Annotated in this window: 25 protein-coding genes and 1 pseudogene; 16 read left to right on the top strand and 10 right to left on the bottom strand. The window is 60.6% G+C overall.

Annotation, left to right across the window (positions count from 1 at the left end; genetic code table 11):
- The first annotated feature begins 85 nt into the window (after positions 1 to 85).
- From AWB69_RS21300 to AWB69_RS21270, 7 genes are all read left to right on the top strand, one after another.
- Entirely contained in the window at positions 86 to 1,150 is a 1,065-nt protein-coding gene (locus tag AWB69_RS21300; protein ID WP_062088454.1) for an ABC transporter ATP-binding protein, read from the top strand.
- A complete protein-coding gene (locus AWB69_RS21295; protein ID WP_062088362.1) occupies positions 1,147 to 2,250 on the top strand; it encodes an ABC transporter ATP-binding protein in 1,104 nt (367 codons plus the stop codon). Before AWB69_RS21300 ends, AWB69_RS21295 begins: the two co-directional genes overlap by 4 nt.
- Positions 2,251 to 2,264: 14 nt before the next feature.
- Positions 2,265 to 3,773: an ABC transporter substrate-binding protein gene (locus tag AWB69_RS21290; RefSeq protein ID WP_062088360.1), complete on the top strand. Its 1,509-nt coding sequence runs from the start codon at positions 2,265 to 2,267 to the stop codon at positions 3,771 to 3,773.
- A 7-nt stretch (positions 3,774 to 3,780) separates the two neighbouring features.
- On the top strand, positions 3,781 to 4,725 hold the full coding sequence (locus tag AWB69_RS21285; RefSeq protein WP_062088359.1) for an ABC transporter permease: 945 nt from the start codon (positions 3,781 to 3,783) through the stop codon (positions 4,723 to 4,725).
- On the top strand, positions 4,725 to 5,591 hold the full coding sequence (locus AWB69_RS21280) for an ABC transporter permease (protein ID WP_062088357.1): 867 nt from the start codon (positions 4,725 to 4,727) through the stop codon (positions 5,589 to 5,591). Before AWB69_RS21285 ends, AWB69_RS21280 begins: the two co-directional genes overlap by 1 nt.
- Before the next feature lie 37 nt (positions 5,592 to 5,628).
- The gene (gene ggt, locus AWB69_RS21275) at positions 5,629 to 7,266 is read left to right on the top strand and encodes a gamma-glutamyltransferase (RefSeq protein WP_062088355.1); all 1,638 of its coding nucleotides are present in this window, start codon (positions 5,629 to 5,631) and stop codon (positions 7,264 to 7,266) included.
- A 116-nt stretch (positions 7,267 to 7,382) separates the two neighbouring features.
- Complete coding sequence (locus AWB69_RS21270) at positions 7,383 to 7,673, top strand: hypothetical protein (protein WP_062088353.1); 291 nt, start codon at positions 7,383 to 7,385, stop codon at positions 7,671 to 7,673.
- Between the two features lie 108 nt (positions 7,674 to 7,781).
- Here AWB69_RS21270 and AWB69_RS21265 read toward each other — a convergent pair whose 3' ends face one another.
- On the bottom strand, positions 7,782 to 9,014 hold the full coding sequence (locus AWB69_RS21265) for a DUF2252 domain-containing protein (RefSeq protein ID WP_062088351.1): 1,233 nt from the start codon (positions 9,012 to 9,014) through the stop codon (positions 7,782 to 7,784).
- 185 nt (positions 9,015 to 9,199) lie between these two features.
- Here AWB69_RS21265 and AWB69_RS21260 point away from each other — a divergent pair, with 185 nt between their 5' ends.
- A complete protein-coding gene (locus tag AWB69_RS21260; RefSeq protein WP_062088348.1) occupies positions 9,200 to 9,592 on the top strand; it encodes a RidA family protein in 393 nt (130 codons plus the stop codon).
- A 9-nt stretch (positions 9,593 to 9,601) separates the two neighbouring features.
- Here the strand turns inward: AWB69_RS21260 and AWB69_RS21255 are convergent, their stop codons facing one another.
- The 6 genes from AWB69_RS21255 to AWB69_RS21230 all read right to left on the bottom strand — a co-directional run bounded on the left by AWB69_RS21255 (position 9,602) and on the right by AWB69_RS21230 (position 16,178).
- Positions 9,602 to 10,207 (bottom strand): alpha-ketoglutarate-dependent dioxygenase AlkB family protein, encoded by a 606-nt coding sequence (locus AWB69_RS21255; protein WP_062088346.1) that lies wholly within the window; start codon positions 10,205 to 10,207, stop codon positions 9,602 to 9,604.
- Positions 10,208 to 10,276: 69 nt separating this feature from the next.
- Positions 10,277 to 11,233: an ABC transporter permease gene (locus tag AWB69_RS21250; protein WP_062088343.1), complete on the bottom strand. Its 957-nt coding sequence runs from the start codon at positions 11,231 to 11,233 to the stop codon at positions 10,277 to 10,279.
- 12 nt (positions 11,234 to 11,245) lie between these two features.
- Positions 11,246 to 12,232 (bottom strand): ABC transporter permease, encoded by a 987-nt coding sequence (locus AWB69_RS21245; protein ID WP_062088340.1) that lies wholly within the window; start codon positions 12,230 to 12,232, stop codon positions 11,246 to 11,248.
- Positions 12,229 to 13,803 (bottom strand): sugar ABC transporter ATP-binding protein, encoded by a 1,575-nt coding sequence (locus AWB69_RS21240; protein ID WP_062088338.1) that lies wholly within the window; start codon positions 13,801 to 13,803, stop codon positions 12,229 to 12,231. The genes AWB69_RS21245 and AWB69_RS21240 overlap by 4 nt, the downstream gene beginning before the upstream one ends.
- A gap of 148 nt (positions 13,804 to 13,951) precedes the next feature.
- On the bottom strand, positions 13,952 to 14,965 hold the full coding sequence (locus AWB69_RS21235) for an ABC transporter substrate-binding protein (protein ID WP_062088335.1): 1,014 nt from the start codon (positions 14,963 to 14,965) through the stop codon (positions 13,952 to 13,954).
- 124 nt (positions 14,966 to 15,089) lie between these two features.
- A complete protein-coding gene (locus AWB69_RS21230; protein WP_231937185.1) occupies positions 15,090 to 16,178 on the bottom strand; it encodes a LacI family DNA-binding transcriptional regulator in 1,089 nt (362 codons plus the stop codon).
- A gap of 231 nt (positions 16,179 to 16,409) precedes the next feature.
- On the opposite strand from AWB69_RS21230, the gene AWB69_RS21225 reads away from it, so the two are divergent.
- The 3 genes from AWB69_RS21225 (at position 16,410) to AWB69_RS21215 (ending at position 18,272) form a co-directional block, all read left to right on the top strand.
- Entirely contained in the window at positions 16,410 to 16,718 is a 309-nt protein-coding gene (locus AWB69_RS21225) for a hypothetical protein (RefSeq protein WP_062088333.1), read from the top strand.
- Between the two features lie 74 nt (positions 16,719 to 16,792).
- Complete coding sequence (locus AWB69_RS21220) at positions 16,793 to 17,788, top strand: aldose 1-epimerase (RefSeq protein WP_062088450.1); 996 nt, start codon at positions 16,793 to 16,795, stop codon at positions 17,786 to 17,788.
- 70 nt (positions 17,789 to 17,858) lie between these two features.
- Entirely contained in the window at positions 17,859 to 18,272 is a 414-nt protein-coding gene (locus AWB69_RS21215; RefSeq protein WP_062088330.1) for a response regulator, read from the top strand.
- A 21-nt stretch (positions 18,273 to 18,293) separates the two neighbouring features.
- Here the strand turns inward: AWB69_RS21215 and AWB69_RS21210 are convergent, their stop codons facing one another.
- Both AWB69_RS21210 and AWB69_RS21205 read right to left on the bottom strand, forming a co-directional pair.
- Positions 18,294 to 19,100 (bottom strand): endonuclease/exonuclease/phosphatase family protein, encoded by an 807-nt coding sequence (locus tag AWB69_RS21210; RefSeq protein ID WP_062088327.1) that lies wholly within the window; start codon positions 19,098 to 19,100, stop codon positions 18,294 to 18,296.
- A gap of 90 nt (positions 19,101 to 19,190) precedes the next feature.
- On the bottom strand, positions 19,191 to 19,694 hold the full coding sequence (locus AWB69_RS21205) for a hypothetical protein (RefSeq protein ID WP_062088325.1): 504 nt from the start codon (positions 19,692 to 19,694) through the stop codon (positions 19,191 to 19,193).
- 386 nt (positions 19,695 to 20,080) lie between these two features.
- On the opposite strand from AWB69_RS21205, the gene AWB69_RS21200 reads away from it, so the two are divergent.
- From AWB69_RS21200 to AWB69_RS21185, 5 genes and pseudogenes are all read left to right on the top strand, one after another.
- Positions 20,081 to 21,058, top strand: a complete 978-nt coding sequence (locus tag AWB69_RS21200) for an AAA family ATPase (RefSeq protein ID WP_062088323.1) — start codon at positions 20,081 to 20,083, stop codon at positions 21,056 to 21,058.
- A gap of 210 nt (positions 21,059 to 21,268) precedes the next feature.
- Positions 21,269 to 22,369 carry an NAD(P)/FAD-dependent oxidoreductase gene (locus tag AWB69_RS21195; RefSeq protein WP_062088321.1) on the top strand — a complete coding sequence of 367 codons (1,101 nt, stop codon included), beginning with the start codon at positions 21,269 to 21,271 and terminating at the stop codon, positions 22,367 to 22,369.
- Positions 22,370 to 22,558: 189 nt separating this feature from the next.
- Positions 22,559 to 22,873 (top strand): high-potential iron-sulfur protein, encoded by a 315-nt coding sequence (locus AWB69_RS21190; protein WP_062088319.1) that lies wholly within the window; start codon positions 22,559 to 22,561, stop codon positions 22,871 to 22,873.
- 265 nt (positions 22,874 to 23,138) lie between these two features.
- Positions 23,139 to 23,372 (top strand): annotated as a pseudogene (locus AWB69_RS45940) (MFS transporter); the annotation flags it as partial.
- Positions 23,373 to 23,398: 26 nt separating this feature from the next.
- On the top strand, positions 23,399 to 23,710 hold the full coding sequence (locus tag AWB69_RS21185) for a cupin domain-containing protein (RefSeq protein WP_062088317.1): 312 nt from the start codon (positions 23,399 to 23,401) through the stop codon (positions 23,708 to 23,710).
- Between the two features lie 172 nt (positions 23,711 to 23,882).
- Here the strand turns inward: AWB69_RS21185 and AWB69_RS21180 are convergent, their stop codons facing one another.
- Positions 23,883 to 24,167 (bottom strand): hypothetical protein, encoded by a 285-nt coding sequence (locus tag AWB69_RS21180; protein ID WP_062088315.1) that lies wholly within the window; start codon positions 24,165 to 24,167, stop codon positions 23,883 to 23,885.
- Between the last annotated feature and the right edge of the window lie 72 nt (positions 24,168 to 24,239).

Here is a 24,239-nt window from a genome sequence, read left to right as displayed (position 1 = left end):
TCGACATGGACTAAAAGGCCCGGGTTAGCCGCTTGTATTCCCCCGCAGCGGAGTATTGAATTTGTCGACGTTAAGCAAGCTGCCCCTGAACCAGCCCGATCGCCAGCCTGATCGCCTCGATCAGGTCAATCCGCCTGCCAGGCATCCTGTACTCGAAGTCAGCGGTTTCTCGTTGAAATTCTCGCGCGCCGCGCAGGTTCCGAATCTAGTCGAGGACGTCTCGTTTTCCGTGAACGCGGGCGAAACGCTGTGCATCGTCGGGGAGTCGGGGTGCGGGAAAAGCGTGACGTCGCTGGCGTTGATGGGTTTGCTGCCGAGCCCGCCGGCGAATATTGTCGCGGGGAAGGCGATCTTCGACGGCCGCGATCTCTTCACGCTGAGCGAACGCGAACTCGCCGATATCCGCGGCAACCGGATGTCGATGATCTTCCAGGAGCCGATGACCTCGCTCAATCCCGCGTTCACCGTCGGGCATCAGATTGCGGAATGCGTGCAGCGGCATCGTGGCTTGAGCGGCGTGGCGGCGCGCAAGGAGGCGCTGGACATGCTGCGCCTCGTGCGCATTCCGGCACCCGAAACCCGGCTTGACGCGTATCCGCATGAGCTGTCCGGCGGCATGCGCCAGCGCGTGATGATCGCGATGGCGCTGGCCAATCGCCCGCAGTTGGTGATCGCCGACGAACCCACGACAGCACTCGATGTCACCATCCAGGCGCAGGTCTTGTTGCTGGTGCGCAGCCTGCAAGCCGAAACCGGCACGGCGATGGTGTTGATCACGCACGACCTGGGCGTCGTGGCCGAAGTGGCCGATTACGTCGCGGTGATGTATGCGGGACGGATCGTGGAATATGGCTCGGTGGATGAAATCTTCGATGACCCGCAGCATCCGTACACCATTGGTTTGATGGGCGCGATTCCATCGGTGGGAAAACGTGAAGGCGCGCTCGCGACCATTCGCGGTTCTGTGCCGTCGCCCGAACAGATGCCCAAAGGCTGCAGGTTTGCGCCGCGCTGTCCGTTCGTGGAGCAGCGGTGCATCGACGCGGTACCACCAGACAAGCGGCTGGACGGAACGCATCGGGTGGCGTGCTGGGTCGCGCCGGTTGAAGTGACTCTCGATGCGCCGGCTCTTGGCGGGGCGGCGGCATGAACCCCAACGTTCCCATCATTGAAGCCAAGGAGCTGACCAAGCACTTTGGCGGTACACGCAACATGTTCACGCGTACGCCGACGGTCTACGCGGTGAACGGCGTCTCGTTCTCCGTGCGGAAGGGCGAGACGTTTGCCATAGTCGGGGAGTCGGGTTGCGGCAAGTCGACGCTGGGACGCCTGTTGCTGCGTCTTATCGATAGCACCGAAGGCCGCGTGATCTACGAAGGCAAGGACATCACGCACTTGGGCACCGAGCCCATGCGCCGCTTGCGCCGCGAGATGCAGATCATCTTCCAGGACCCGTTCGCGTCGCTGAATCCGGGCATGACCGTTGGCCAGATCATTGGTGAACCGATCTCGCTGCATGGCCTCGCGAAAGGAGCAGCACTTCAGCAACGCGTGGCCGACCTGCTGCGTACGGTCGGGCTGCAGCCGGGTTACGCGGAGCGTTATCCGCATGAGTTTTCGGGCGGGCAGCGGCAGCGCATTGGGATTGCGCGGGCGCTCGCGGGCGAGCCCAAGCTGATAGTCGGCGATGAACCCGTGTCCGCGCTCGATGTCTCCGTACAAGCCCAAGTGATCAACCTGCTCGAGTCGCTGAAGCAGGAGCTTGGGCTGACGCTTATCATGATCGCGCATGACCTCGCGGTGATCCGCCATATGAGCGATCGCGTGGCGGTGATGTATCTCGGCGAAATCGTGGAAATGGCAGACGTGAACGTGTTGTTCGACCAGCCGCTGCATCCTTATACGCAAGCTCTGTTGCAGGCGATTCCTGCAAGCAGTCCGCGTCAACGGAGAAGCAAACCCGCGTTGACCGGCGATCTGCCAAGTCCAACCGCGCCGCCTTCCGGCTGCCGTTTTCATCCGCGATGCCCGCATGCACGTTCACGTTGCGCCGACGAACAACCAGTCAGCGAAACGCTGGAAAACGGCCACCGGGTTGCGTGTCATTTCTGGCGCGAGATCCAGAACGCGGGCGGCGGTGCGCCTCTTGTTTCCATCGTCAGCCCGAAGCTTACCGAGCGGCTGGAGGTGTACCGGCAGCGTCAGGCGCTGGTCGACGGCGCGCTCAAAGAACAATCGAACACACAGTAAACGGGGAAGTCCAGATGCGAAAGATTATGTTGGCCGCGGCGCTCGCCGCAAGTGTCGGTAGCAGCACCGTGATGGCTCAGTCGAACTCGACCATCCGGATTGGTTTGCAAGACGATATTGGCACACTCGATCCGGCGCGCAGCAGTCAGGTGGTCGACCGGATCGTGTTCAGTTCGCTATGCAATTCGCTGGTGGATATTAGCCCGGACCTGAAGATCGTGCCCATGCTCGCGACCTCCTGGAGCATGAGCGCCGACAACAAGACGCTCACGTTCAAGCTGCGCCACGGTGTGAAATTCCACGACGACGAGCCGTTCAACGCCGCCGCCGTCAAGGCGAACCTGGACCGCGCGCGTTCCATGCCCGCGAGCAATCGCAAGAGCGAACTGGCTTCCATCGATCACGTGGACGTGGTTGACGAGTTCACCGTCGCGATCGTGTTGAAAGCGCCGGATGCCGCGTTGCTCGCCACGCTCACCGACCGCGCCGGCATGATGCTCGCGCCGAAAACCCTCACCGATGACGCGGGCGTTTCCACGCATCCGGTGTGCTCGGGACCATACAAGTTCGTTGAGCGCGTGCAGAACGACCGCGTGGTGCTGGAGAAATTCGCGGGCTACTGGGACACCGACAAATACCCGATCCAGAAAGTCATCTTCCAGCCGATTCCCGACAGCACCGTGCGCCTCGCGAACCTGCGCTCTGGTTCGCTCGACATGCTGGAACGTCTCGCGCCGTCCGACGTGGCGTCGGTGAAAAGCGACAAGAACCTCAACTTCATTTCGATGAGCGGACTGGGCTTCTACGACCTGACGTTCAACGTCTCGAACGGACCGCGTGCGCCGAAGGCGTTCAAGGACAAACGCGTGCGTCAGGCGTTCGAATTTGCCATTGATCGTGACGCGATCAACCAGGTGATTGGCGGCGGGATTTTCTCGCCCATCGGGCAGGCGATCCCGTCTAACAGCCCGTACTTCGATGCATCGATCAAGACGACCAAACGCGATATTCCGAAGGCGAAGGCCTTGCTCAAGGCGGCGGGTTTCGAGCAGCTCAATGTGGAGCTGACCTTTGGTAACAACACGGTATCGAACCAGATGGCGCAGATGCTGCAAGCCATGCTTTCCGAAGCCGGCATCAACCTGAAGCTGCGTCCGACTGACTACGCTGCTGCGCTGAATGCATCGACGAAAGGTGACTTCGAATTGCTGTATCTCGGCTGGTCGGGCCGCACGGACCCGGACGGCAACCTGCATCAGTTCGTGACCTGCAAGGGTAATCTGAACTACGGGCGCTATTGCAATGCGGATGTCGACAAGCTGCTCGACGACGCCCGTGTGAAAGCGACCGTGGCCGAGCGTAAGACGGTCTATGACACCGCGCAAAAGATCCTCGCCGAGGAAGATCCGGTCATCTATTTGTACGCGCAGCCGTGGCCGTATGCGTTGTCGAAGAAAGTACAGGGATTCACGCCCTATCCTGACGGGTTGATCCGTCTGCGTGGCGTGAGCATCAAGGGGTAATGCGTCCATGCTGCGAATCATCGCCAACCGCGCGCTTGTCGCAATCCCGACACTGATCCTGGTGTCGATGATGATCTTCGGCCTGCAGAAAATGCTACCCGGCGATCCGGTCATGGCGATGGCCGGCGAAGACCAGAACCCGCAGGTCATTGCCACGTTGCGGCTGAAGTATCACCTCGACGAACCCGTGCCCGTGCAATACGCGCTTTGGGTGAAGGACATCCTTCATGGTGATCTGGGTGCGTCGCTGAGGACCGATGTGCCGGTGACCAAACTCATCGCGCAGAAGTTGCCGGTGACGTTGCAACTCGCCGTCATGGCGATGATCTTCGCGATTGGCATCGGTTTGCCGCTGGGGGTTTTATCGGCGGCGAACAAGGGAAAAGCGCTTGATTACGGCGCCAATGTTCTCGCGCTGACCGGCATGTCCATACCGAACTTCTGGCTCGGGATCATCCTGATCTTTTTAGTATCGGTGAAATGGCAGTTGTTGCCGTCGTCGGGATACGTGTCGCCGACCGAGGACTTCTGGCTGAGCATCAAGACCATGTTGATGCCCGCGTTTGTGCTTGGCGCAGCGCTCGGTGCACAGTTGATGCGACATACCCGTAGTGCGATGCTAAGCGTCCTGCGCAGTGACTACATCCGGACGGCGCGCGCCAAAGGGCTGTTACGCGGCACGGTGGTGGTCAAGCACGGCTTTCGCAATGCGTTGATTCCGATCGTCACGGTGCTCGCGCTGCTGTTCGGCGAACTGCTTGCGGGCGCGGTGCTGACGGAGCAGGTGTTCACCATTCCGGGCTTCGGCAAGCTGGTTGTCGATGCCGTTTTCAATCGGGATTACGCCGTCGTTCAAGGTGTCGTGCTGGTCACGGCGGTATGGTTTATCGTGGTGAATCTGTTTGCCGATGTCTTGTACGTTCTGCTCAATCCGCGGCTGAGGAAAAGCTGATGGCGACTATTGTGGAAACAGCCGCTCTGCCGCGCAAACGCAATCGCGCGTTGGGTCGCTTCATGCGCAATCGTGCCGCTGTGGCGGGTGCTGTGATCGTGCTGCTGGTCATTCTCGTGGCCATCTTTGCCCCGTGGCTCTCACCGTACGACCCCATTCAGGCGAGCTTCATGACGGTGCGGCAAGCGCCATCGGCTAGCCACTGGTTTGGAACCGATGAACTCGGCCGCGACGTCTTCACACGTTTGCTGTGGGGCGCACGCGCTTCGTTGCTGGCGGGCGTGGTGTCGGTGGGTATTGCAGTGGTGATTGGCGTGCCGCTGGGGCTATTGGCAGGCTACTTCGGCAAGCTTGTCGATGGCGTGATCTCGCGCTTCACCGACGCCTTGCTGTCCATCCCGTTCCTGATCCTCGCGATTGCGCTGGCCGCGTTCCTCGGGCCCAGCCTCACCAACGCGATGATTGCTATCGGCGTCTCGGCCATGCCGCGTTTTGTGCGCCTCACGCGCGGCCAGGCGATCAGCGTCAAGGCCGAGGATTATGTGGAAGGTGCACGCGCTATCGGCCTTGGGCACTTTCGCATCATCGTCCGTTATATTTTTCCGAACGTGCTGCCGCCCATCATCGTGCAGGCGAGTCTCACGGTCGCCATGGCGATCATCGCGGAAGCCAGCCTGTCGTTCCTCGGCCTGGGGCAATTGCCGCCCGCGCCATCGTGGGGTTCGATGCTGAACACCGCGAAGGACTTCGTGAGCCAGGCGCCGTGGATGTCGATCTTCCCGGGCATTGCCATCTTCCTGGCCGTGCTCGGCTTCAACCTGCTCGGCGACGGACTGCGCGACGCGCTCGATCCGCGCGAGCTTTGACCTTAACAACCTTCATCACACAAGAGACGAGTTTCCCATGACCCGCTTCAACTGGCAGAACCCCTATCCCACGCCGCGCTTGCCCGTGTTCGCGCGCAATATTGTCTCGACGTCGCATCCGCTCGCCGCGCAAGCCGGCCTACGGATTTTATGGAAAGGCGGTAACGCCGTCGACGCGGCTATCGCGGCAGCAGCAGCCATCACGCTGGTCGAGCCCGTGTCGTGCGGCCTTGGCGGCGACGCGTTCGCGCTCGTCTGGGACGGCGCCAAGCTGCATGGTTTGAATGCATCGGGCGTGTCGCCTGCTGCGTGGAACGTCGATTACTTCAAGAACAAGTACGGCGAGCAAAACGGCCTGGCGAACCAGCCGAAGCGCGGCTGGGACGCGGTCACCGTGCCCGGCGTGATCGCGGGGTGGGAAGCGCTGCACGCGAAGTTCGGCTCGCTGCCGTTCGGCGATCTTATGGAGCCAGCCATTGAAATTGCCGAGCGTGGTCATGCGGTGGCGAGCATCGTGGCGTACAAATGGGCGGCGGCTATTCCCGAGCTGAAAGACCAGCCCGGTTTCGCCGATACCTTCATGCCGCGCGGCCGCGCGCCGGAGATCAGCGAGTTGATGCGTTATCCCGGTCATGCAAAGACCTTGCGCGCGCTTGCTGAACACGGACCGCGCGCGTACTACGAAGGCGAGATTGCGGAGAAGATCGCGGCGTTTTCAAAGCAGGGCGGCGGCGCGATGACCGCTGCCGATCTGCGTAACTACAAGGCCGACTGGGTCGAGCCGATCTCGAAAAATTATCGCGGATATACGGTCCATGAGATTCCGCCGAACGGGCAGGGCATTGCTGCGCTGATTGCGCTTGGCATCCTCGATAAATTCGATGTGAAGTCGCTGACCGTCGACAGGATCGAGTCACAGCATTTGCAGATCGAGGCCATGAAGCTCGCTTTCGCCGATGTCTATCAGTACGTCGCCGATCCGCGTTCCATGGACGTCACGCCTGAGCAGATGCTCGACGACGCCTATCTCACCGAACGCGCGAAGCTGATCGATCCGGGCAAGGCGAAGCACTTCGACTTTGGCATGCCGCCGGCGGGCGGGACCATCTATATGTCGGTGGCGGACGAGCGCGGCATGATGGTGAGTTTCATCCAGTCGAACTACATGGGCTTTGGTTCAGGCGTGGTCGTGCCGGATTCGGGTATCGCGATGCAGAACCGCGGGTGCGGTTTCTCGATGGATCCGAAGTCGGCGAACGTGGTGGAGGGCGGCAAGCGGCCATTCCACACCATCATCCCGGCGTTCCTCACGCAGGACGTGAATGGCACGCAAGAAGCGGTGATGAGCTTCGGCGTGATGGGCGGCGACATGCAGCCGCAAGGCCATCTGCAATCCATCGTGCGGATGCTGGACTACGGCCAGCAACCGCAGGCTGCGTGCGATGCACCGCGCTGGAAGGTGAATCGCGATTTCACCGTCGATGTGGAATCGACACTCGATCTCGAAACGGTGAAGGCGCTTCAGGCAATGGGCCACACGATCAAATCCGTCGACGATCCCTATATGGACTTTGGGTCGGGGCAATATATCTGGAAGCTGGATCGCAACGATCCTGAGCGCGGGTATGTGGCGGCGAGCGATAGCCGCAGGGATGGGTTGGCGGCGGGGTTTTAAGAAAAGATACGCCTGGTTACCTTTATCGCATTCCGGTAGCACCTGTATCAGCCCGCTCTCCCTACACTAGGTTACGTAAACAACACGTTTGCACACCATGTGCACGGAGAGACGTAATGAATAAGAAGATCCTGGGTGCTGTACTGGGCTTGAGCGCGTTGATGGTGTCGGCGGCAGCGTCAGCGCATGTGGATGTCGCCGTGGGGATTGGTGTACCGGGTTATTACGCGCCAGCGCCGGTGTACGTTGCGCCCCCTCCGCCTGTTGTCGTGGGTTATGGATACGGCGGTTATGGTGGTTATCGCGACGAGGGCTGGCGCGAACGCGAATGGCATCACCGCGAATGGCGCCATGACGAAGGGCGGGATCATCGCTGGCACGGCGACCATCACGGTGACCGTGATTGAGTGTTGACCGGTCGCTAAGGATCAAAGCAGTCTGTATGTACGAAGAAGGGCCGTTCATCCAACCGGTGTTGGTGAACGGCCCTTTTCATTGGCGCGCGAACATGTGCGTTATAAAGCCCCCGCCAACGCATACCGCCGGCAATGTTCGAGATAACCGCCTTCGTGGCTGCTCACCAGTTCGACGATACTTTTCCATAACCACGAAGGCGCATCCAGCGACTTCGACTTCGCCCGCCGCAACTCGGATAACCACGCGCGCCGCTGTGCCGCATCCATTTGCCGGGCGTGCGCTTTACCAACCACCATGGCTAGGTAGCGCGCTGCCTTCACTGCTTCGTCCTGCGTCAATTGTTCAACCGTCAGCTTCATGTCCTGTGGCAACAATTCGCGAATGACCACGGACCGGTCGTTCATCCGCGCCGAGCGCATTCGTTCACCCAGCCACGGCGTCAGATGTCGCGCGCCTTCGACGATCCGTTCGGCGTTATCGCGCGGCATGCGCTTCGTCACGTCGGGAGTCGTATAACGCGGGGCTGCGGCCTTCAGACCTTCCTTGATATCGATCAGGCAGAGATCATCCCCGTCTATCGCGCCGCCGTCGATGTCCAGCAACACCGCATATCGCAACCGGCCGAGCGAACTGCAGCCCTTCACCCAATAGGCGGCGTCGATCACAGTGACGTTCTCTTCGTCGGCGTTCTTGCGCAAAGCGGTTGCGATATTCGCAATCTCGCGCTGCTTGAACAACGCCTCTATCTCGGCGCGCTCGGCGTTGTCGAGCGGCCAGAAACGCTTGCCGAGAGGAATGCTCGGTTCAATATCCTCAATGCGTTCGATCGCCAGTTGCTGCCACGTGCGGCGCACCGCTTCCTTCATCATCACCCGCACCTCTTCGGGTTTCGTGTCCTTGACGGAGCGACGACTGGAACGGTCAAAGGCATGCTCGTAACCCTGCGCGACTGCTTCCATCATGCGTGCCGTCGTGACTCCCGGCAGGTCGGAGCCGCGTGCGGCCGTTGCCAGCGATAACCCCAGCCGGATGATGTCGTGCGCCGGATTGCCAATCACCGTCTGGTCGAGGTCACGGATCTGGATCTCCACGCGGCCGTCGGCATTCGCAATGGGACCGAGATTGCCTGTGTGGCAGTCTCCGCAGATCCAGATGGCCGGCCCTTCGGGCAGCGTGTGGCCTTCAATACCATCGAGCCATTCATAGAATTTGGTCGTGCTGCCACGCACGTAGGCGTGCGCGGATTCGGCCATTTTCATGTTGCGGCGCTCGAATAGGAGCGCCTGACGATCATTGGGACCGGGAAGCTTGAATTTCTTTTTCTTGGGCATGGGGATCGTCCTGTGGTGCTCGACTGGAGCAAGGCGCATGCCGCTGCGATGTAATGAAAATGAAGGGTGTTTGCGGACGGTTGTTTCGATAATGCAGCAAAGCCGTCGCGTAGCCTGATCGTCCGCGCAGGCGGCTGGATTTTTGATCCGGTAGGGTATCGGCCTGATCTTTCCAAGGAGACACAATGACGCTGCCCATCTTTTCCATGATCGATACCGCGCCCACGCCGGTCGGTCCTTTCTCTCACGCGGCCGAAGCGGATGGCTGGGTGTTCCTTACCGGACAAATGCCGACCGATCCCTCCGATGACACCAAGCCCTTGCCCGAGGGCGTGCAAGCACAGACGCGCCGCGTAATGGACAACCTGATTCTCGTGCTGGAGGGGATTGGACTATCGCTGGATAACGTGGTCAGCGCGCGGATTTTCCTGACCGAATTCAAACGCGATTACACCGCGATGAACGAGGTTTATAAGAGCTACTTTTTGCCCAAGCCGTTGCCGGCGAGGACGTGTATTGGCGTGACGGGGTTGGCGCGTGACGCGCTGGTCGAGATTGATTTCGTCGCCAGGCGCTGAGTTGATCAACTACGGGCGTTTAAGCGGCGCTGATGAGTCCACGTATCGGAAGGTCAGGTTGATCCGTTCGCCGCGGGCTTCCGGTTCCTTCGGCACTCTGTGCGCCCACTCGAGCTGAGTGCGACCCTGCATGATGAGCAAACTGCCGTGGGTGAGTTGAAGCGTATGCGTTTGGCGGGTCTTCGTATGCCGGAAGTCGAAGGTCCGCGTCGTGCCCAGACTCACTGAGGCAATGACCGGTTGTGGCCCGAGTTCACGCTCCTTGTCGGCATGCCAGCCCATGCTGTCCATGCCCGTGCGGTAGCGGTTGATCAACACGCTGTTGAACGAAGTTTGAGCGGCGTCTTCGGCTTTTGTTTTCAACAGTAAAACCGTCGGCGTCCATGGCTTGGGAACGTTGCGAATGCCTGAGTACACGTACACCGCGTCGGGGTCACCCTGCCACGCGGTCAGGCGCGGAAACGGGATCTTGCCGGCGGGTGTAGTCATCGAGTCCTGCTGCCAGGTGATTTCATCGATCAAGGCCGCCAGCGTGTCCGACGCCGTCGGCGGGTCGAGCCAGTCAGGCAGCCATACGATGTCAGGCTTCGGGATGTCGTCGAAGAGGTCGAACATGGCGGTGATTTCTGCTGCGTAGGTATCAATAACTTAGCAGATTCTTTTTCCTGAAACTTGCTCACCCTCTCAACGAGCCAGCTTCGTCACCGTCACCCGCTTCTTCAGCACGCGCGCTTGCAGCACGATCACCAGCAGCAAGAACACGCCGCGTATCACCGATTGCCAGTACGCCGACAAACTTATAAAGCCCAGTCCGTTCTCGAAGTTCAAGAGGTTGAACACCAAACCCAGTAGCGCGACGCCGGCTATCGTCATGGCAATGGATCCCTGTCCGCCCGTCAACAGTGTCCCGCCGAGCACCACCGCCGATATCGCGAACAATTCCCAGCCCACGCCTTCATTCGGTTGCCCTGCGCCAAATTGCGCTGCCAGGATCGCGCCCGCTATGCCGGCCAGCAAGCCGCTCAACGCATAGACCATCACGAGCGTCCGGTCTACATTCAAGCCCATCAACCGCGATGCTTCCTCACTGCCGCCTATCGCAAGCGCATGTCGTCCGAAGCGTGTGCTTCTCAAAGCCAGCCAGCCCAATACAGCTGCCACTGCCGCCACGATTCCCGGGATCGGCAAACCCCATACATCGCCTTGCCCAAAGTTGCCGAAGCTGGAGGTGGGTGCAATCGATACGGCGTCGTTATGTCCCAGCAGCAACGCAAGACCATGCGCTCCAAGGCTGGTTGCCAACGTGACGATAAACGGCAGGATGCGCATGTGCGTGATGACCAGGCCATTCAATACGCCGATCGCGAGTCCCGCGCCCGCGCCGGCAAGCACCGCCACCAGACCGCCATGAGGGCTCATCAGCGCAGCGACCACGCTCGCCAGCGCCGCCACCGTCCCCACGGACAGGTCTATCCCGCCCGTGATGATCACAAACGCCATGCCCACCGATATCAACGCGAACATCGAGTTGTATCGCCAGAACGAGTTGATGTTGTAGGCCGATGCAAAGTGGTCGTATCGAAGCACGCCGAGTACGAGCAACGCCACCAGCGCCAGCAGGATCGGAAGGTTCTTTTTCATGTCGATGTCTCCCTATCGCTGGCGCCGCTGGACATATACCGCGGCGATGATGATGCCGGCCTTCACCACGAGCGCGGCTGCATCGGGAATGCCGTGGGCGAGCAGCGTGTATCGCAGTAACTGGATGATCAGCGCGCCAATCAGCGTGCCCACTATGTAGGCTCTACCGCCGGTCAACGCCGTGCCGCCCACCGCCACTGCGGCAATCGCATCGAGCTCGGAGCCCAGGCCGATCACGTTGGCGTCCGACGAAGAATTCACCGATATCGATATCAATCCTGCCAGCCCCGCCAACGCTGCGCACAAGGTGTACGCGATCATCTTCACGCGCGCCGTTGGAATGCCGCTCAGGTATGCGGCCTGTTCGTTGCCGCCGGTGACAAGCAGGTACTGGCCGAACAAGGTCTTGCGCACGATCCACGCGAACAATGCCACGAGCGCGAGCATCAGGAACACTTGCGCCGGCACGCCCGCAACGCGGCCCAGCGCTATCCACTGGAACGCGGGGTTATCGAACGCTTGCAGGCTGCCGTCGGTGAACACCTGCGCAATGCCGCGTCCGGCGATGAACAGCACGAGCGTCGCGACAATGGGCTGCACAGAGAGCCTTGTGACGAGGAAGCCATTGAACACGCCGCATAAGGCTGCCGCAAGCACGGGCAAGACAAAGGCCAATGCAATGCCAACCGGGCCGGCGACATTCATGAAGATCATTGGCGCGAGCGAACCGGCAATCGCCATTGAAGCGCCCACCGATAAATCGATACCGCCCGTCGCCACGACCAGCGTCATTCCAATGCCGACGATCACGATCGTCACCACTTGCGTCAGGTTGACGTTGAAGGTCTGCAGCGACCAGAAGTGCTGTGTGAATAGCAGGTTGAAAACGATCATCGCAAGCAGCACGGCGATCTCGCGCTGAACCGTGATCCGATGTTTTTTCTTCGGCGTGGCCTGCACGAGCGGTGCGGCGGTTGCCGGTTGCGTTTCCTGATTCATGGCTGCCCTTCTTTGGCATCGACCGCTTCCGCCAGCGCTGATTCTTCTCCCGACCCATACGCAATCGCATCCATGATCGATCCCTCGCTCATGCGCGCACCGTCGAGTTCGGCGACGGTCTTGCCATCGCGGATCACGACAGCGCGATCGGCCACGGCGGTCAGCTCTTCCAGCTCGGATGCCGACAGCAACACCGCCAGCCCCGAGTCGCGCAGTTCGCGGATGATCTTCGCAACATCGGCTTTAGCGCCGACATCGATTCCTCGCGTGGGTTCATCGAGCAGCAGCAAACTGGGGTTCGTCGCAAGCCAGCGCGCAAGCAAGACCTTCTGCTGATTGCCGCCCGATAACTCGCGGATCGGCTGATCCGGCGAACGCAGCTTGATCCCCAGCGATTCGATAAACCTGTCCACGATCTCGCGCTGCTTCGCGACATCGACCACGCCGCGTTTGGTGAGCGTGCGCAGACACACGAGCGTGAGGTTATCGCGCACCGATAGCTCCGGCACGATCCCTTCGCCCTTGCGGTCCTCGGTGAGATACGCAATCCCTCGAGCAATGGCATCTTGCGGCGACTTGAGCGTGACCGGCTTGCCATCGATGGAAAGCGACCCGTGCTCGGTCGAATCCGCGCCGAACATAAGCCGCATGGTTTCCGTGCGGCCCGAGCCGAGCAAGCCGGCCAACCCCACGGCCTCGCCCGCGTGGACATCGAGCGATACGTCCGAAACCTTCGCGCCCGCGCCAATGTTCGTCGCGCTGATCGCCGTCGCGCCGCGTTTGGCGAGGTTCGCTTCCTTGACCGCGCTGTCCTCGTGCACGACGGCCGCCAGCGTGCGGCCAAGCATGGTGGTGACGAGTTGCAGCTTGTCGAGCGCGGCCATCGGGCTTTCCGCAACGGTCTGCCCGTCGCGCATGACCGTGACGCGATCGCAGAGTGCATACAATTCATCCAGCCGATGCGACACGAAAATCACCGCGCGGCCGTCGTTCCTTAAACGTCGCACCACGCTGAAGAGCAACTCCACTTCGCGTTCATCGAGCGAAGAGGTGGACTCGTCCATGATGACCATCTTCGCGTCCGACGACACCGCCCGCGCCAACGCCACCATCTGCTGGATGGCGGTTGAAAACTCACGCACGGGTTTGCTGACATCGATCTGCAAGCCGAAGGAGTCGAGCAGTTCCTGAGCGCGCCGATGAATCGTCTTCCAGTCGATCAAGCCGAACCGGCGCGGCTCGCGGCCGAGAAAAATGTTCTCGGCAATCGAGCGGAACGGGACGAGATTGATCTCCTGGTAGATCGTGCTGATACCGGCTTCGCGCGCTTCTTTCGGGCTGCGGAAATCGGCTTCGCGGCCATCGAAACGGATCGTGCCCGCGGTGCGCCGGTAAGCGCCCGTCAGGATCTTGATCAGCGTCGATTTACCCGCGCCGTTCTGCCCGATCAGCGCGTGCACTTCTCCCGCAGACACCGACAGCCGCGCATGCCGCAACGCGGCCACACCGCCAAAGCTGATGTCGATGTCCTGCATCTCTAGCAGGGGGAAACCGGAATTCGGCGTGTTCATCTAATGCGTCTCCCTGGCGGCTGGTTTCACGCGAAAAGCGTTTCAGTCCGCCGGATACAAAAGAAGCGACGGCCCGCAAAAAGACCGGGCGCGCCGCTTCGAACACCTTCGTTGCTCAGTCCTCAAGCGTCATGCAGAACGCGTCCGCTCAATAGCCGTACTGCATGCTCTCTTTAACGTTGCTTTTATCGTAGAAGCGGTCGGAGACTTTCACCCACGGCGGGACCGTTTCACCCTTCGCGAACTTCTGCGCCACGTCGCACGCAAGCGGGCCGAAGAACGGGCTCGACTGCACGCTCGCGCCGAGTTCACCGGCGGCAATGGCGTCCAGGCCGCCCTTCGTTCCGTCGATAGTCACAATGGTGATGTCCTTGCCCGGCTGCTTGCCGGCCGCCTTGATCGCGGCAATCGCGCCGAGCGCCATTTCGTCGTTGTGCGCGTAGACGGCGGTTACGTCGGGATGCGCCTGAAGCAGCGTTTCCATGACCTTGCGACCCGTGTCACGCGCAAAGTCGCCGCTTTGCGACGCAACGATCTGCATGCCCGGATTCTTCGCGATCACGTCGTCGAAACCTTTCTTGCGATCGTTCGCCGCGGACGCGCCCGTCGATCCTTCCAGTTCGATGATCTTGGCCTTGCCGCCAGTCGCCTTGACCAGCCAGTCGGCCGCGCGCTGCCCCTGGTTGATGAAGTCCGAGCCGATAAACGTAATGTAGTCCTGGCCCGCTTTCGCCACCGATTGATCCACGTTACGGTCCACCAGGATCACCGGAATGCCCGCTTTCTTCGCTTGCAGCACGATTGGCGCGAGCGGCTTTTCTTCACGCGGCGGGAACACGATCAGGTCGACGTGCTGCGCGATCATGCTCTGGATATCGGCGACTTGTTTCGATGCCGAGCTGTTCGCGTCGGTCATCACCATCTGCCAGCCGCACTTGGCAGCCACGTCCTTGAAGCTCTTGGTTTCGGCAAGACGCCACGGATTGTTGCTTTCGGTCTGGGCGAAGCCGACGCGCAAGGGTTTCTTGTTCGCGAGCTTGGGCAGGCCGGAGTCATCGGCGTGGGCAATGCTTACGCCCGCCGCCATCGAGAGCGCGAGCACCGACGTGGCCAGCACGCGCAACGGGAATTTGCGTTTGTTGAAGTTTTCAAGCGACAGCATGTCTTCCTCCGGTATGGATGGTCCTGCTTTTTTAAGTGCTTCGGTCCAGCTGGGTTTTCCGTCCTGTTCGCTTCATCTCAATAAGTCGGGGTGCGATGATTATTCCACCGTGTTTTATTATTGGTCAATCGCTAATATTATTAATTACGGGTTGTTTTGCCACGGTAATTACCCTTACCGATGCGCGTTCCACCAGCGGTCCGTCGAGCTTCACCGTGCGCCGGCGCACCGGTGCGCCGGCGGCACGGTTGTGTTCTTCCTGCAGCAGCGTTTCGACGGCCCATCGGCCCAGTTCATAGTTGGGCAGAACGACGGTGGACAGCGGCGGATGCGTATGCCGGGCGATTTCCTGATCGTCGTAGCCAAGTACGGATACGTCTTCGGGTACGCGTAGGCCTAGCTGCTTCAGCGCCTCAATTGCGCCGAGCGCCATCAAGTCGTTCGCGCAGAAAATGGCGGTTGGCGGGTTGGGTTGACGCATCAGCGAAAGCGTTTGTTCGAAGCCCGAACCGGAGCTCCAGTCGCCTTCACGCACCAGATCGGCGGCGAACGGTAAGTCCGCAGTTGAGAGCGCCATCCGATACCCCTTCAGGCGGTCGCGCGACGCGTCCTGCCAGGGTTCACCGTTCACATATCCAATTCTTCGATGCCCCGCGTTCAGCAAATATTCCGTCGCGGTATGGCCTCCCGTGACTTCCGCCGGCACCACCGAAGAAAGCTCGGAATCGCCCGTGTAACAGTTCAGCAGGACCGTCGGGACCTTGGAAAGTGCCGCGGGCAAAGTAACCTTGCGCGTATAAACCGTCGCGTAAATCACGCCGAGCACGTTGGGGTTCGTCAGCGTGGCGTCGAGCACCTGCTGTTCGATTTCCGCGTTGCCGTGGGTCGAGTAAACCGCCAGCATTCGGCCGTTTGCGAACGCGGTATCGCGTGCTCCGTCGATGTTCACCACCGGATGCGGACTCGTCGATATCTCGTCCGCCAGATACACGATCAGGTTCTTCTCATTCGCCGCGATCGCCGCGTCCAGCGGCTCGCGGGCTGTCATCCGGTAGCCCAGATCCTGTGCTGCCTTCAGTACCTTGTTGCGCGTAGCGTCGGAGAATTTCGCGCTGGTCGCGTTGTTCAGCACCAGCGACACGGTGGATTGCGAGACGCCGGTCAGCTTCGCGATGTCGGTCATCGTCGGACGGCGTTGCGTGGATTTTTTCATTGTCTGTGGCCGCGAAAAGGCGGCGGCGTTGTCGTTGCGTTGCGCTAAAACATTCTGCGGATGCCGTTGACGGTACCACTAATATTTTCTACCGACAACGCTCCCAAACCATCGTCTGTATTGCCTCTATCGGCAATACGAGTCGCTAAGTGTTATTACTAATAATATTGACTATTTCGTGGCGATCATGCGATTCTCGGGGCGCATGCGGCGCAACCCAAGGAGAAGACGATGGCCCGCTACGACGAGCGTGCTCGTGATGCGCTTGAACCAGGCGACGTGATGATCCGCGACGTGCGCAGTTTGCATCGCGGAACACCGAATCTCGCCGATACCTCGCGTCCGATGGTCGTGATCGGTTATAGCCGTTCGTGGTATTTCAGGCCGGAAGTGCAGGTGCAGGTGCAGGTGCAGGTGCAGGTGCCGCGCGATGTGTTCGCCGCGCTGCCCGCGCGCGCTAAACGGCTGCTGCGCTATGGCACGCGAGTCGAGAAGACGCCGCGGACTTTCGACGAACGTTATCAGCGGTTCGCATATTGAACGCCGATCGACAAGAAGGCGTGGATCAAAGCGCCGCCGCTCAGCCTGCGCCGGCTTCTGACGACGCGGTCCGCATTGCGTTGAATGACGCTGCGCTGATCGAACTCCGCTTCGAGGATCGGCGAGTGTTGCTGGCGCCGCACGTCGGTGGCGCGATCGCGGCGTTCTACGATCTGCCGGATGACGGCGGCGGGAGCGGTCGCGGCGCGCTGCATTGGCTGCGCCCTGCATCGGCCGAGGCGCTTGCCGCGTGCAATCCGCTGGGCATGGCGAGCTTTCCGTTGCTGCCGTACTGCAACCGGCTGCGCGACGCACGTTTCGTTTTCGACGGCCGCGAGGTCGATCTATCCGCCGATGGCAACGCGTTCGATCACGCGTTGCATGGGCACGCGTGGCGGCGCCCGTGGCGCGTGGGTCCGGTGTCGCCGACCATGGTGGAATTGCATCTGAACCATGAACCCGGCAGCGAACCGGCGCACCATTGGCCGTATCGATATGAAGCGACACAGCGTTTCGAGCTCGATGATTCAGGCTTGTTCGTCACGATGTCGATACGCAATCTCGCCGATCAGCCTATGCCGTTCGGCATGGGTCATCATCCTTATTACCCCCGAACGCCGGCTACACGCATTCACACCAACGTCCGCGCCATGTGGCACGCCACGCAGGATCTTCTGCCGACCTTGCTTGACGCGCATCCGTGCATCGATGCGCTGGCGTCGCCGGCAGGCTTGCCGGCCGATGCTTACCATCTGGACAACAACTTCGCGGGCTGGTCGAGGTCGGCGACCATCGACTGGCCTGATGAACGCCGCAGCGTCACCCTGCACGCCGATGCGCCTTTCGATCACATGGTCCTATACGCGCCAGCCGCGCACCCGGACCTGCTGTGCTTGGAGCCTGTAACGAATACGGTGGATTTCCTGAACCTTGATGCGCCGCGAGAGGACATAGGCGGCGGGGTGTTGATGCCCGGCGAAACGATGCAAGCGCGCTTCGGCTGGATGCCTCGGGATCTCTCTCGATTTGCCGCCGGACTGAACGGATCCACTTTCCCGGTATCATCCTGAAATTCTCCGCGCGCCTGATTCCCCAGGCGTGCGAGCACTTTCAGCATTCTCAAAAATCCAGGAAAGCATCATGACGACGATCGACGGCGTGCCGGGCGAATCCACCCAACCGCGCCGGGTCTTGCTTGTCGACGACAGCGTCGATGCAGCCGAAGCCATGTCGATGCTGCTCGAAACGCTGGGTCACGAAGTTCGTGTGATGCATGACGGGCCGAGCGCTCTCGCCATGGTCGATGACTTCGCGCCTGAGGTCGTGATCCTGGATATCGGCTTGCCGGGCATGGACGGCTTCGAGGTTGCGCGGGAGATGCGCACGCGCGCGGTTACCAAAACGGCGTTGCTGATTGCGTTGACGGGTTACGGCGCGGAAAGCGACAAGCAAAAGGCACGGGACGCCGGCTTCGACCATCACTTGGTCAAACCCGTCTCTTTCACCGCGATAGAAACCGTGATCGCGGCGTCATTTGCGGGCGGTTCGAAGTAAAACGCGAAGTCAAAACCGCGTTTACTCCACCCGCAACTTCGCCATATACGGCAGGTGATCGGACAGCCATGCGGTGTCCTGTGTCGGCGTGATCCATTCAACCGGTTTCATCCCGCGCACGAACATCTTGTCGAGCGCGAGCGCGGGTGAAAACGCCGGATAGGTGCGACCGGACTCGCCAAGCATGGTCGCCACTTCGGTCATGCCAAGTTCGCCGAAGACGCCCACCGAATCATTGCGCCAGTCGTTGAAGTCGCCAGCCAAAACGAGCGGCCCTTCAGGCGCCTCCTTCGAAATCCACAGCGCGATCCAGTTCATCTGCCGTAGCCGCGCCGCCCGTGTCAACGCGAGATGCGCGCACAGCAACGTGACCGAGCGCCCGGCAAACGTGGCGCGTGCGACCAGCAAGCCACGCCGCTCAAACCGATGCGCCGAGATGTCCCACCGTCCGCCCAGGTCGAGCGGATGGGGCGAAAGAATCGCGTTGCCATGCCGCCATGATGGTTTGAACACGTTTTGCCCGAGTGCGATCTGCAAATCGAGCGAGGTCGCGATTTCTGTCGCCTGGCAATGCCAGATGTCATCGACCGGGCCCTCGAGCGGATTGCCGAAGCTCGCGGCCAGCACCGGCTGCGGCATCCGGCGCGCCATGGCTTCCTGCAGGAAATAAGCGTCCGCCTTGGTCGACTGAACCCAGCGCTGCATCGCACTCCACGCCTGGAGTCCAAGCGGTGAGCGCCCCTTGTGCAGGTTCCAGCTCACGGCCACGAAGTCGGGGGTGTCGTGAGCCGAGGGAATGCCGGAGGTGAAATGTTCTGGATTTCGCATGCGATGAATAAGTTGCCCGCGAGTTGACCGCGAAGTTGAGCGGCGCGGTGTGGGACGCGGCGGCGTCGAGTGTGATCGACGCGCGGCGCGTTACTGCGCAGCCGTTGCCAGCGTCGCACGAACCTTGTAGGTGAGCGACGGGTTTTTATCGACGATCTGCCACGTTGACCATTCGCCCGGCTTCAGAACCAGCCCGGGGTGCGTGGCGCTGACCTGACGCGGCTGGGGCGGCAGCTTGCAACCCTCCGCGGTCACGGGCGCGGTGTTGCTCTGCAAGGTTTCCTGCGCGTCGATCTGCAACGTGATGTCGTCGCTATTGGCGTGGATGGGGGAAATGGTCAGGGTGCGCTGCAGGTCGATGTCGCCGGCGGGTTTGTCGGCGCAGCCTACGTTGTTTTTTACCACGTGGTGATGGGTATCGGTGCGGGCCTGTCCAACGCTGGTCGTGCCGGTGAAGCTGTCGACTTGCTGACCGTCCTGCAAAACCTGCAGTTCCCATTTGACTGGCTGAGGCGGAGTTCCTTGCGCAAGGGCGCTGAAAGGAGCGGCGATCGCGGCGCAGAACAGCAACGCCGCCGTGTGGTGTTTCAACATGTGTGCTTTTCTCCTGATCCCTGTTGCGTCTGGGCCATGCATGGCCCGTTCGATCCGGGTAGCTTGCTTGGTGACACTGGAACTGACACTGATCCGGTGCAGGCGTTCGGCGCGAAGTGTTTCCAAAAGCTACCGTGCGAATGCAAAAACGGCAGCAATCTTTTGTGTTCCGCCAAATCCGCTCATGCCGGTTCAACGCACTTTTCGAACCCGCTCGCAGCCGCTTTTTCCGCAGCGCAACTTGTCGATAATACAAGCGCTTCGGCCCGCCTGCCGAAGCCATCGCATTTTTATGCGATTAGCAGCAGACGCCCGGGACTGCTCGCTTGCGCGCAATTTTGTGGTCGATAAACTGAATTTATCGATCAAGACAACCGGGGAAAGCCATGAGCACCGCTGTAGTCAAACAAGAACTCGCCGTGGCGTCGTTCAGCAAGGTCTACGACCTGGACGACGTCGAAACCGCATTGAACGAGCTGAGCGAAGGGGGCAGCGAAGCGCTGCGCGCGACGTACGAAAAGATGCTCAAAGCGGGCAATCTGCGCTTTTGCGTCAAGCCGAACCGCATGCCTTCCATAGACGATCTGGTGGCGGATTTGCCCAATTTCCAGGAACCGCTCAACGACATCCGCAAGCAGATCGCGCTGTGCCTTGAAACCGAGGACCGGCTCGAATTGATGCCGATGCTGCTGCTGGGCGATCCGGGCATCGGCAAGACTCATTTCGCGAAACAGCTTGCGCGCTTGCTCGGCACGTCCAGCCATTACCTCGCCATGAGTTCGCTGACGGCGGGCTGGATCCTGTCGGGCGCGTCGTCGCAATGGCGCAACGCGAAGCCGGGGAAAGTGTTCGATGCGCTCGTAAACGGCAGTTATGCCAATCCGGTGATGACGGTCGACGAAATCGACAAAGCCACCGGCGACGCCCAATACGACCCGCTCGGCGCGCTTTACGCGTTGCTGGAACACGATACGGCGCAAAATTTCATCGATGAGTTCGCTGAAATACCGATCAACGCGGGCAATGTGGTCTGGGTTGCGACGGCGAATCAGGCAAACACGATTCCCGAGCCGTTGCTGAACCGGATGAACGTGTACGAGATCGCGCCGCCGGATCGCGATGGCGCGCGCCGTATCGCGCAGTCGATTTATAACGATATCCGCAGCGCGCATGCGTGGGGCGCACGCTTCCCGGAAACCTTGGGCGACGCGCCGCTCGACGCGTTGACCAAGGCTTCCCCGCGAGCCATGCGGCGCGCAATGCTCAATGCTTTTGGCAATGCGCGTATTGATAACCGACACGAAGTGCAGGCTCGGGACATCGAATTTGGCAATGACAGCCGGAAGAAACCGATCGGGTTCTGAGCGGGTGCTTTGGAGAAATCTGCAAAAACCTGTCGAAATATGGCCTGAAACTGACTTTTTTCGGGCAAAAAGGCCATATTTCTCGATTTGGCCCGGATTATTTCGGAAAATGATGCCTTGCAGGCGTCGGTATGACCAACCGCACAAAAAGCGCAATAAAGCACAATAAAGCGCGCGGGACGGTCATGCAGGCTGGCCTAGAATAGTGAGATGGACAGAATCGAATGTGTGGTGATTGGCGCTGGTGTGGTTGGACTCGCCGTCGCGCGGGCGATGGCCGCGCGTGGCCGCGAGGTGATCGTGCTCGAGGCGGGCGAAGCGGTCGGGACCGGCACGAGTTCGCGCAATAGCGAGGTGATCCACGCGGGCCTCTATTACGCGCGCGGCTCGCTGAAGGCCGACCTCTGCGTGCGCGGCCGGGCGATGCTCTACGAGTATTGCGACGCCCGCGGCGTCCCGTACAACCGCTGCGGCAAATTACTCGTCGCCACGGCGCGTAATCAATTGCCGCAACTCGCGGCCATTCAGCAAAAAGCGGTCGAAAACGGCGTTACCGACCTGGTGCGCGTGAGCGGCGCCGAAGCCATGGAGATGGAGCCGCAACTCCAGTGCGTGGAAGCGGTGTTGTCTCCTCAGACCGGCATTATCGATAGCCATCAATTCATGCTCGCATTGCAGGGCGATGCGGAACGCGACGGCGCGAGCGTGGCGTTTCACACGCCGGTGACGGATATTGATGCGCGCGACGGCTCGTTTATTGTGGAAACCGGGGGCGAGGCGCCCATGCGCTTCCAGGCCGACTGCGTGATCAACAGCGCGGGGCTGTGGGCGAACCAGATCGCGCGCACTATCCGCGGGCTGGACGCGCGTCATGTGCCGCCGTTGTATTTCGCGAAGGGCAATTACTTCACCGTGAGCGGGCGTACGCCATTCGACCGCCTGATCTACCCGATGCCGAACGAAGCCGGGCTCGGTGTGCATCTCACCCTCGATATGGGCGGGCAGGCCAAGTTCGGTCCGGACGTGGAGTGGATCCAGAAGATCGATTACACCGTCGATCCGCAGCGCGCCGCCAGCTTTTATGCCGCCATTCGCGCGTATTGGCCGAATCTTCCCGACGACGCGCTTCAACCCGCTTACGCAGGCATTCGGCCGAAACTTTCCGGGCCGGGGCAGCCGGCGGCGGACTTCGTCATTCAGGGACGCGCCGCGCACGGCAGGGCGGGGCTGGTGAATTTGTTCGGGATTGAATCGCCGGGATTGACGGCTTCGCTGGCGATTGCCGAGAAGGTCGCGAAAATGCTGGGTTGAGGGCGTGAGGTGACGCGAGGTGAGGCGAGGTGACGTAACGTAACGTAAGGCAGGGGAAACCCGCTGCGACCTTTCGTCATCGGTTATCTATAAGATTTGGCTTAGATTGTCGTGCTTCGCGTTGATATGCTTTGGAGATCGTCGTCGATAAGAACGGCGCACACCCCCAATACAACGGAGTACATTCTCATGAAGTCCTCACGACGCACATTCCTCATTTCCAGCATTGGCGTGGCATCGGCGCTGGCGGTATCGCGCACCGCATTCGCCGCCGATCCCGTCAAACTGGCGGAGTCGGATCCAATGGCACAAAGCCTCGGCTACAAGCTCGACGCCACAACCGTCGATAAAGCCAAATTCCCGCGCTATGTCGCCGGCGAGGATTGCGGCAATTGCTCGTTCTATCAAGGCAAAGCCACGGACGCGTACGCAGGCTGCCCGATGTTCGCCGGCAAGCAGGTCGCATCGAAGGGCTGGTGCAACGCTTATAACAAGAAAGCCTGAGCAGTCGGGAACAGACCGGCAACGTAGCCGGTGATCCTCGAAACGCGCCCCGCCACACAGGCCGGGCGCGTTTTTCATTGCCGCTTGAAAACGATCTCAGCGCTCTTTACACTCGCCAAGGCATCTGAGCCGGCGTGTCAAAACGTCGCACCTCCGGCGCACGCGACAGAACCCGGCGCAACCGAAACGCCCTCGCGGGCGGAAACGACATGGCAACGGTGAGATCACGCTCCAAAGGTTCCGGCTGTTCTGGTGTTATCCGCAGGAGTTATTCTCCGCGCACATCCGTTCGACGCGGTTATCGATTGCGTACAACGTCGCGGTCATGCTGTTCGGCGGCTTCGGTCAGTCCGCGGTGACGTGGCTGATCAAGACAACCGGTTTGCCGCTCGCACCGACGTTCTACGTGATGGCGGGTATCGTGCTGTCGATCATCGCCGTGGCCTTCATTCCTTCTGCGCGTCATGTCGATGTCGACAAAGCGCGGGTCCTGTCCTGATGTCCTGATCTTTTGCCGGATTACTAATGAAAGTTGTCAAAAGCCGCGAATTTACTGCGGAACGCGCGTGGGGCGCACTCGATATCACCACGATGAACGGCGTCTCATGCCGCCTGCACTGGACTGACGCGCCGTATAAATGGCACGTGAACGATGGCGAAGAAGTCTTCGCCGTCATGCAAGGCCAGGTGCGAATGCGCGTGCGGCGGGAGGGTGTTGAGGAAGAAGTATTGCTCGACGCCGGCGATATCTTCCACGCTCAACCCGGCGATGAACATGTTGCCGAGCCGCTGGGTATCGCGCGAATCCTGGTGATCGAGAAGGAAGGGAGTGTTTGAGGAAGCCGGTTTCGCGCGGGCTTCGCATCCAGCGAACAAGCGTCGTTTAAGGCACGCGATAAAAAGCCGCTCCGCAGCGTGCCGGAACGGCTTTCCATTCTGCAGACAATATTCTTTTGTTAGTGCTGAAAGCGTGCAGAGCTAACCGCGTTCACCCGCAACGCTGGCCGGCTTAAACCGCAGCCTTGCGTTCCAGGCCGGCTTTCACCAGCAAGTCCGCCAGCGCTTCCGACATTCCGCCTTCATGCTTGGCCGCAAGTTCCTGCAATTGTCTGACGAGATCGCTGTCCAGCTTGCAGGCGAAGGGCACGAGGCCTTTTTCCTGGTCCAGACGGCGCTGTTCGCGCTTGTCGAGTTTCGGCTGCGCCGTTTGCGGGCCGAAGCTCGACGAGCTGTTTTGCTTCAGGCCGTTGGTAAGCTTGAGCGCCTTGTTTTTTTCCAGGTCGAATTTTTTCACGCGAAGCTCCAAAAGCTATAGAGGCACAGGGCCGAGGCGCGTATTGTACGCACCTCCGGGCGTGAGCTAGTA

Source organism: Caballeronia udeis (genome assembly GCF_001544555.2).
Classification (GTDB): domain Bacteria; phylum Pseudomonadota; class Gammaproteobacteria; order Burkholderiales; family Burkholderiaceae; genus Caballeronia; species Caballeronia udeis.
The sequence above is the reverse complement of the archived record's forward strand: the minus strand, read 5'-3'. Positions and strand labels throughout refer to the sequence as shown.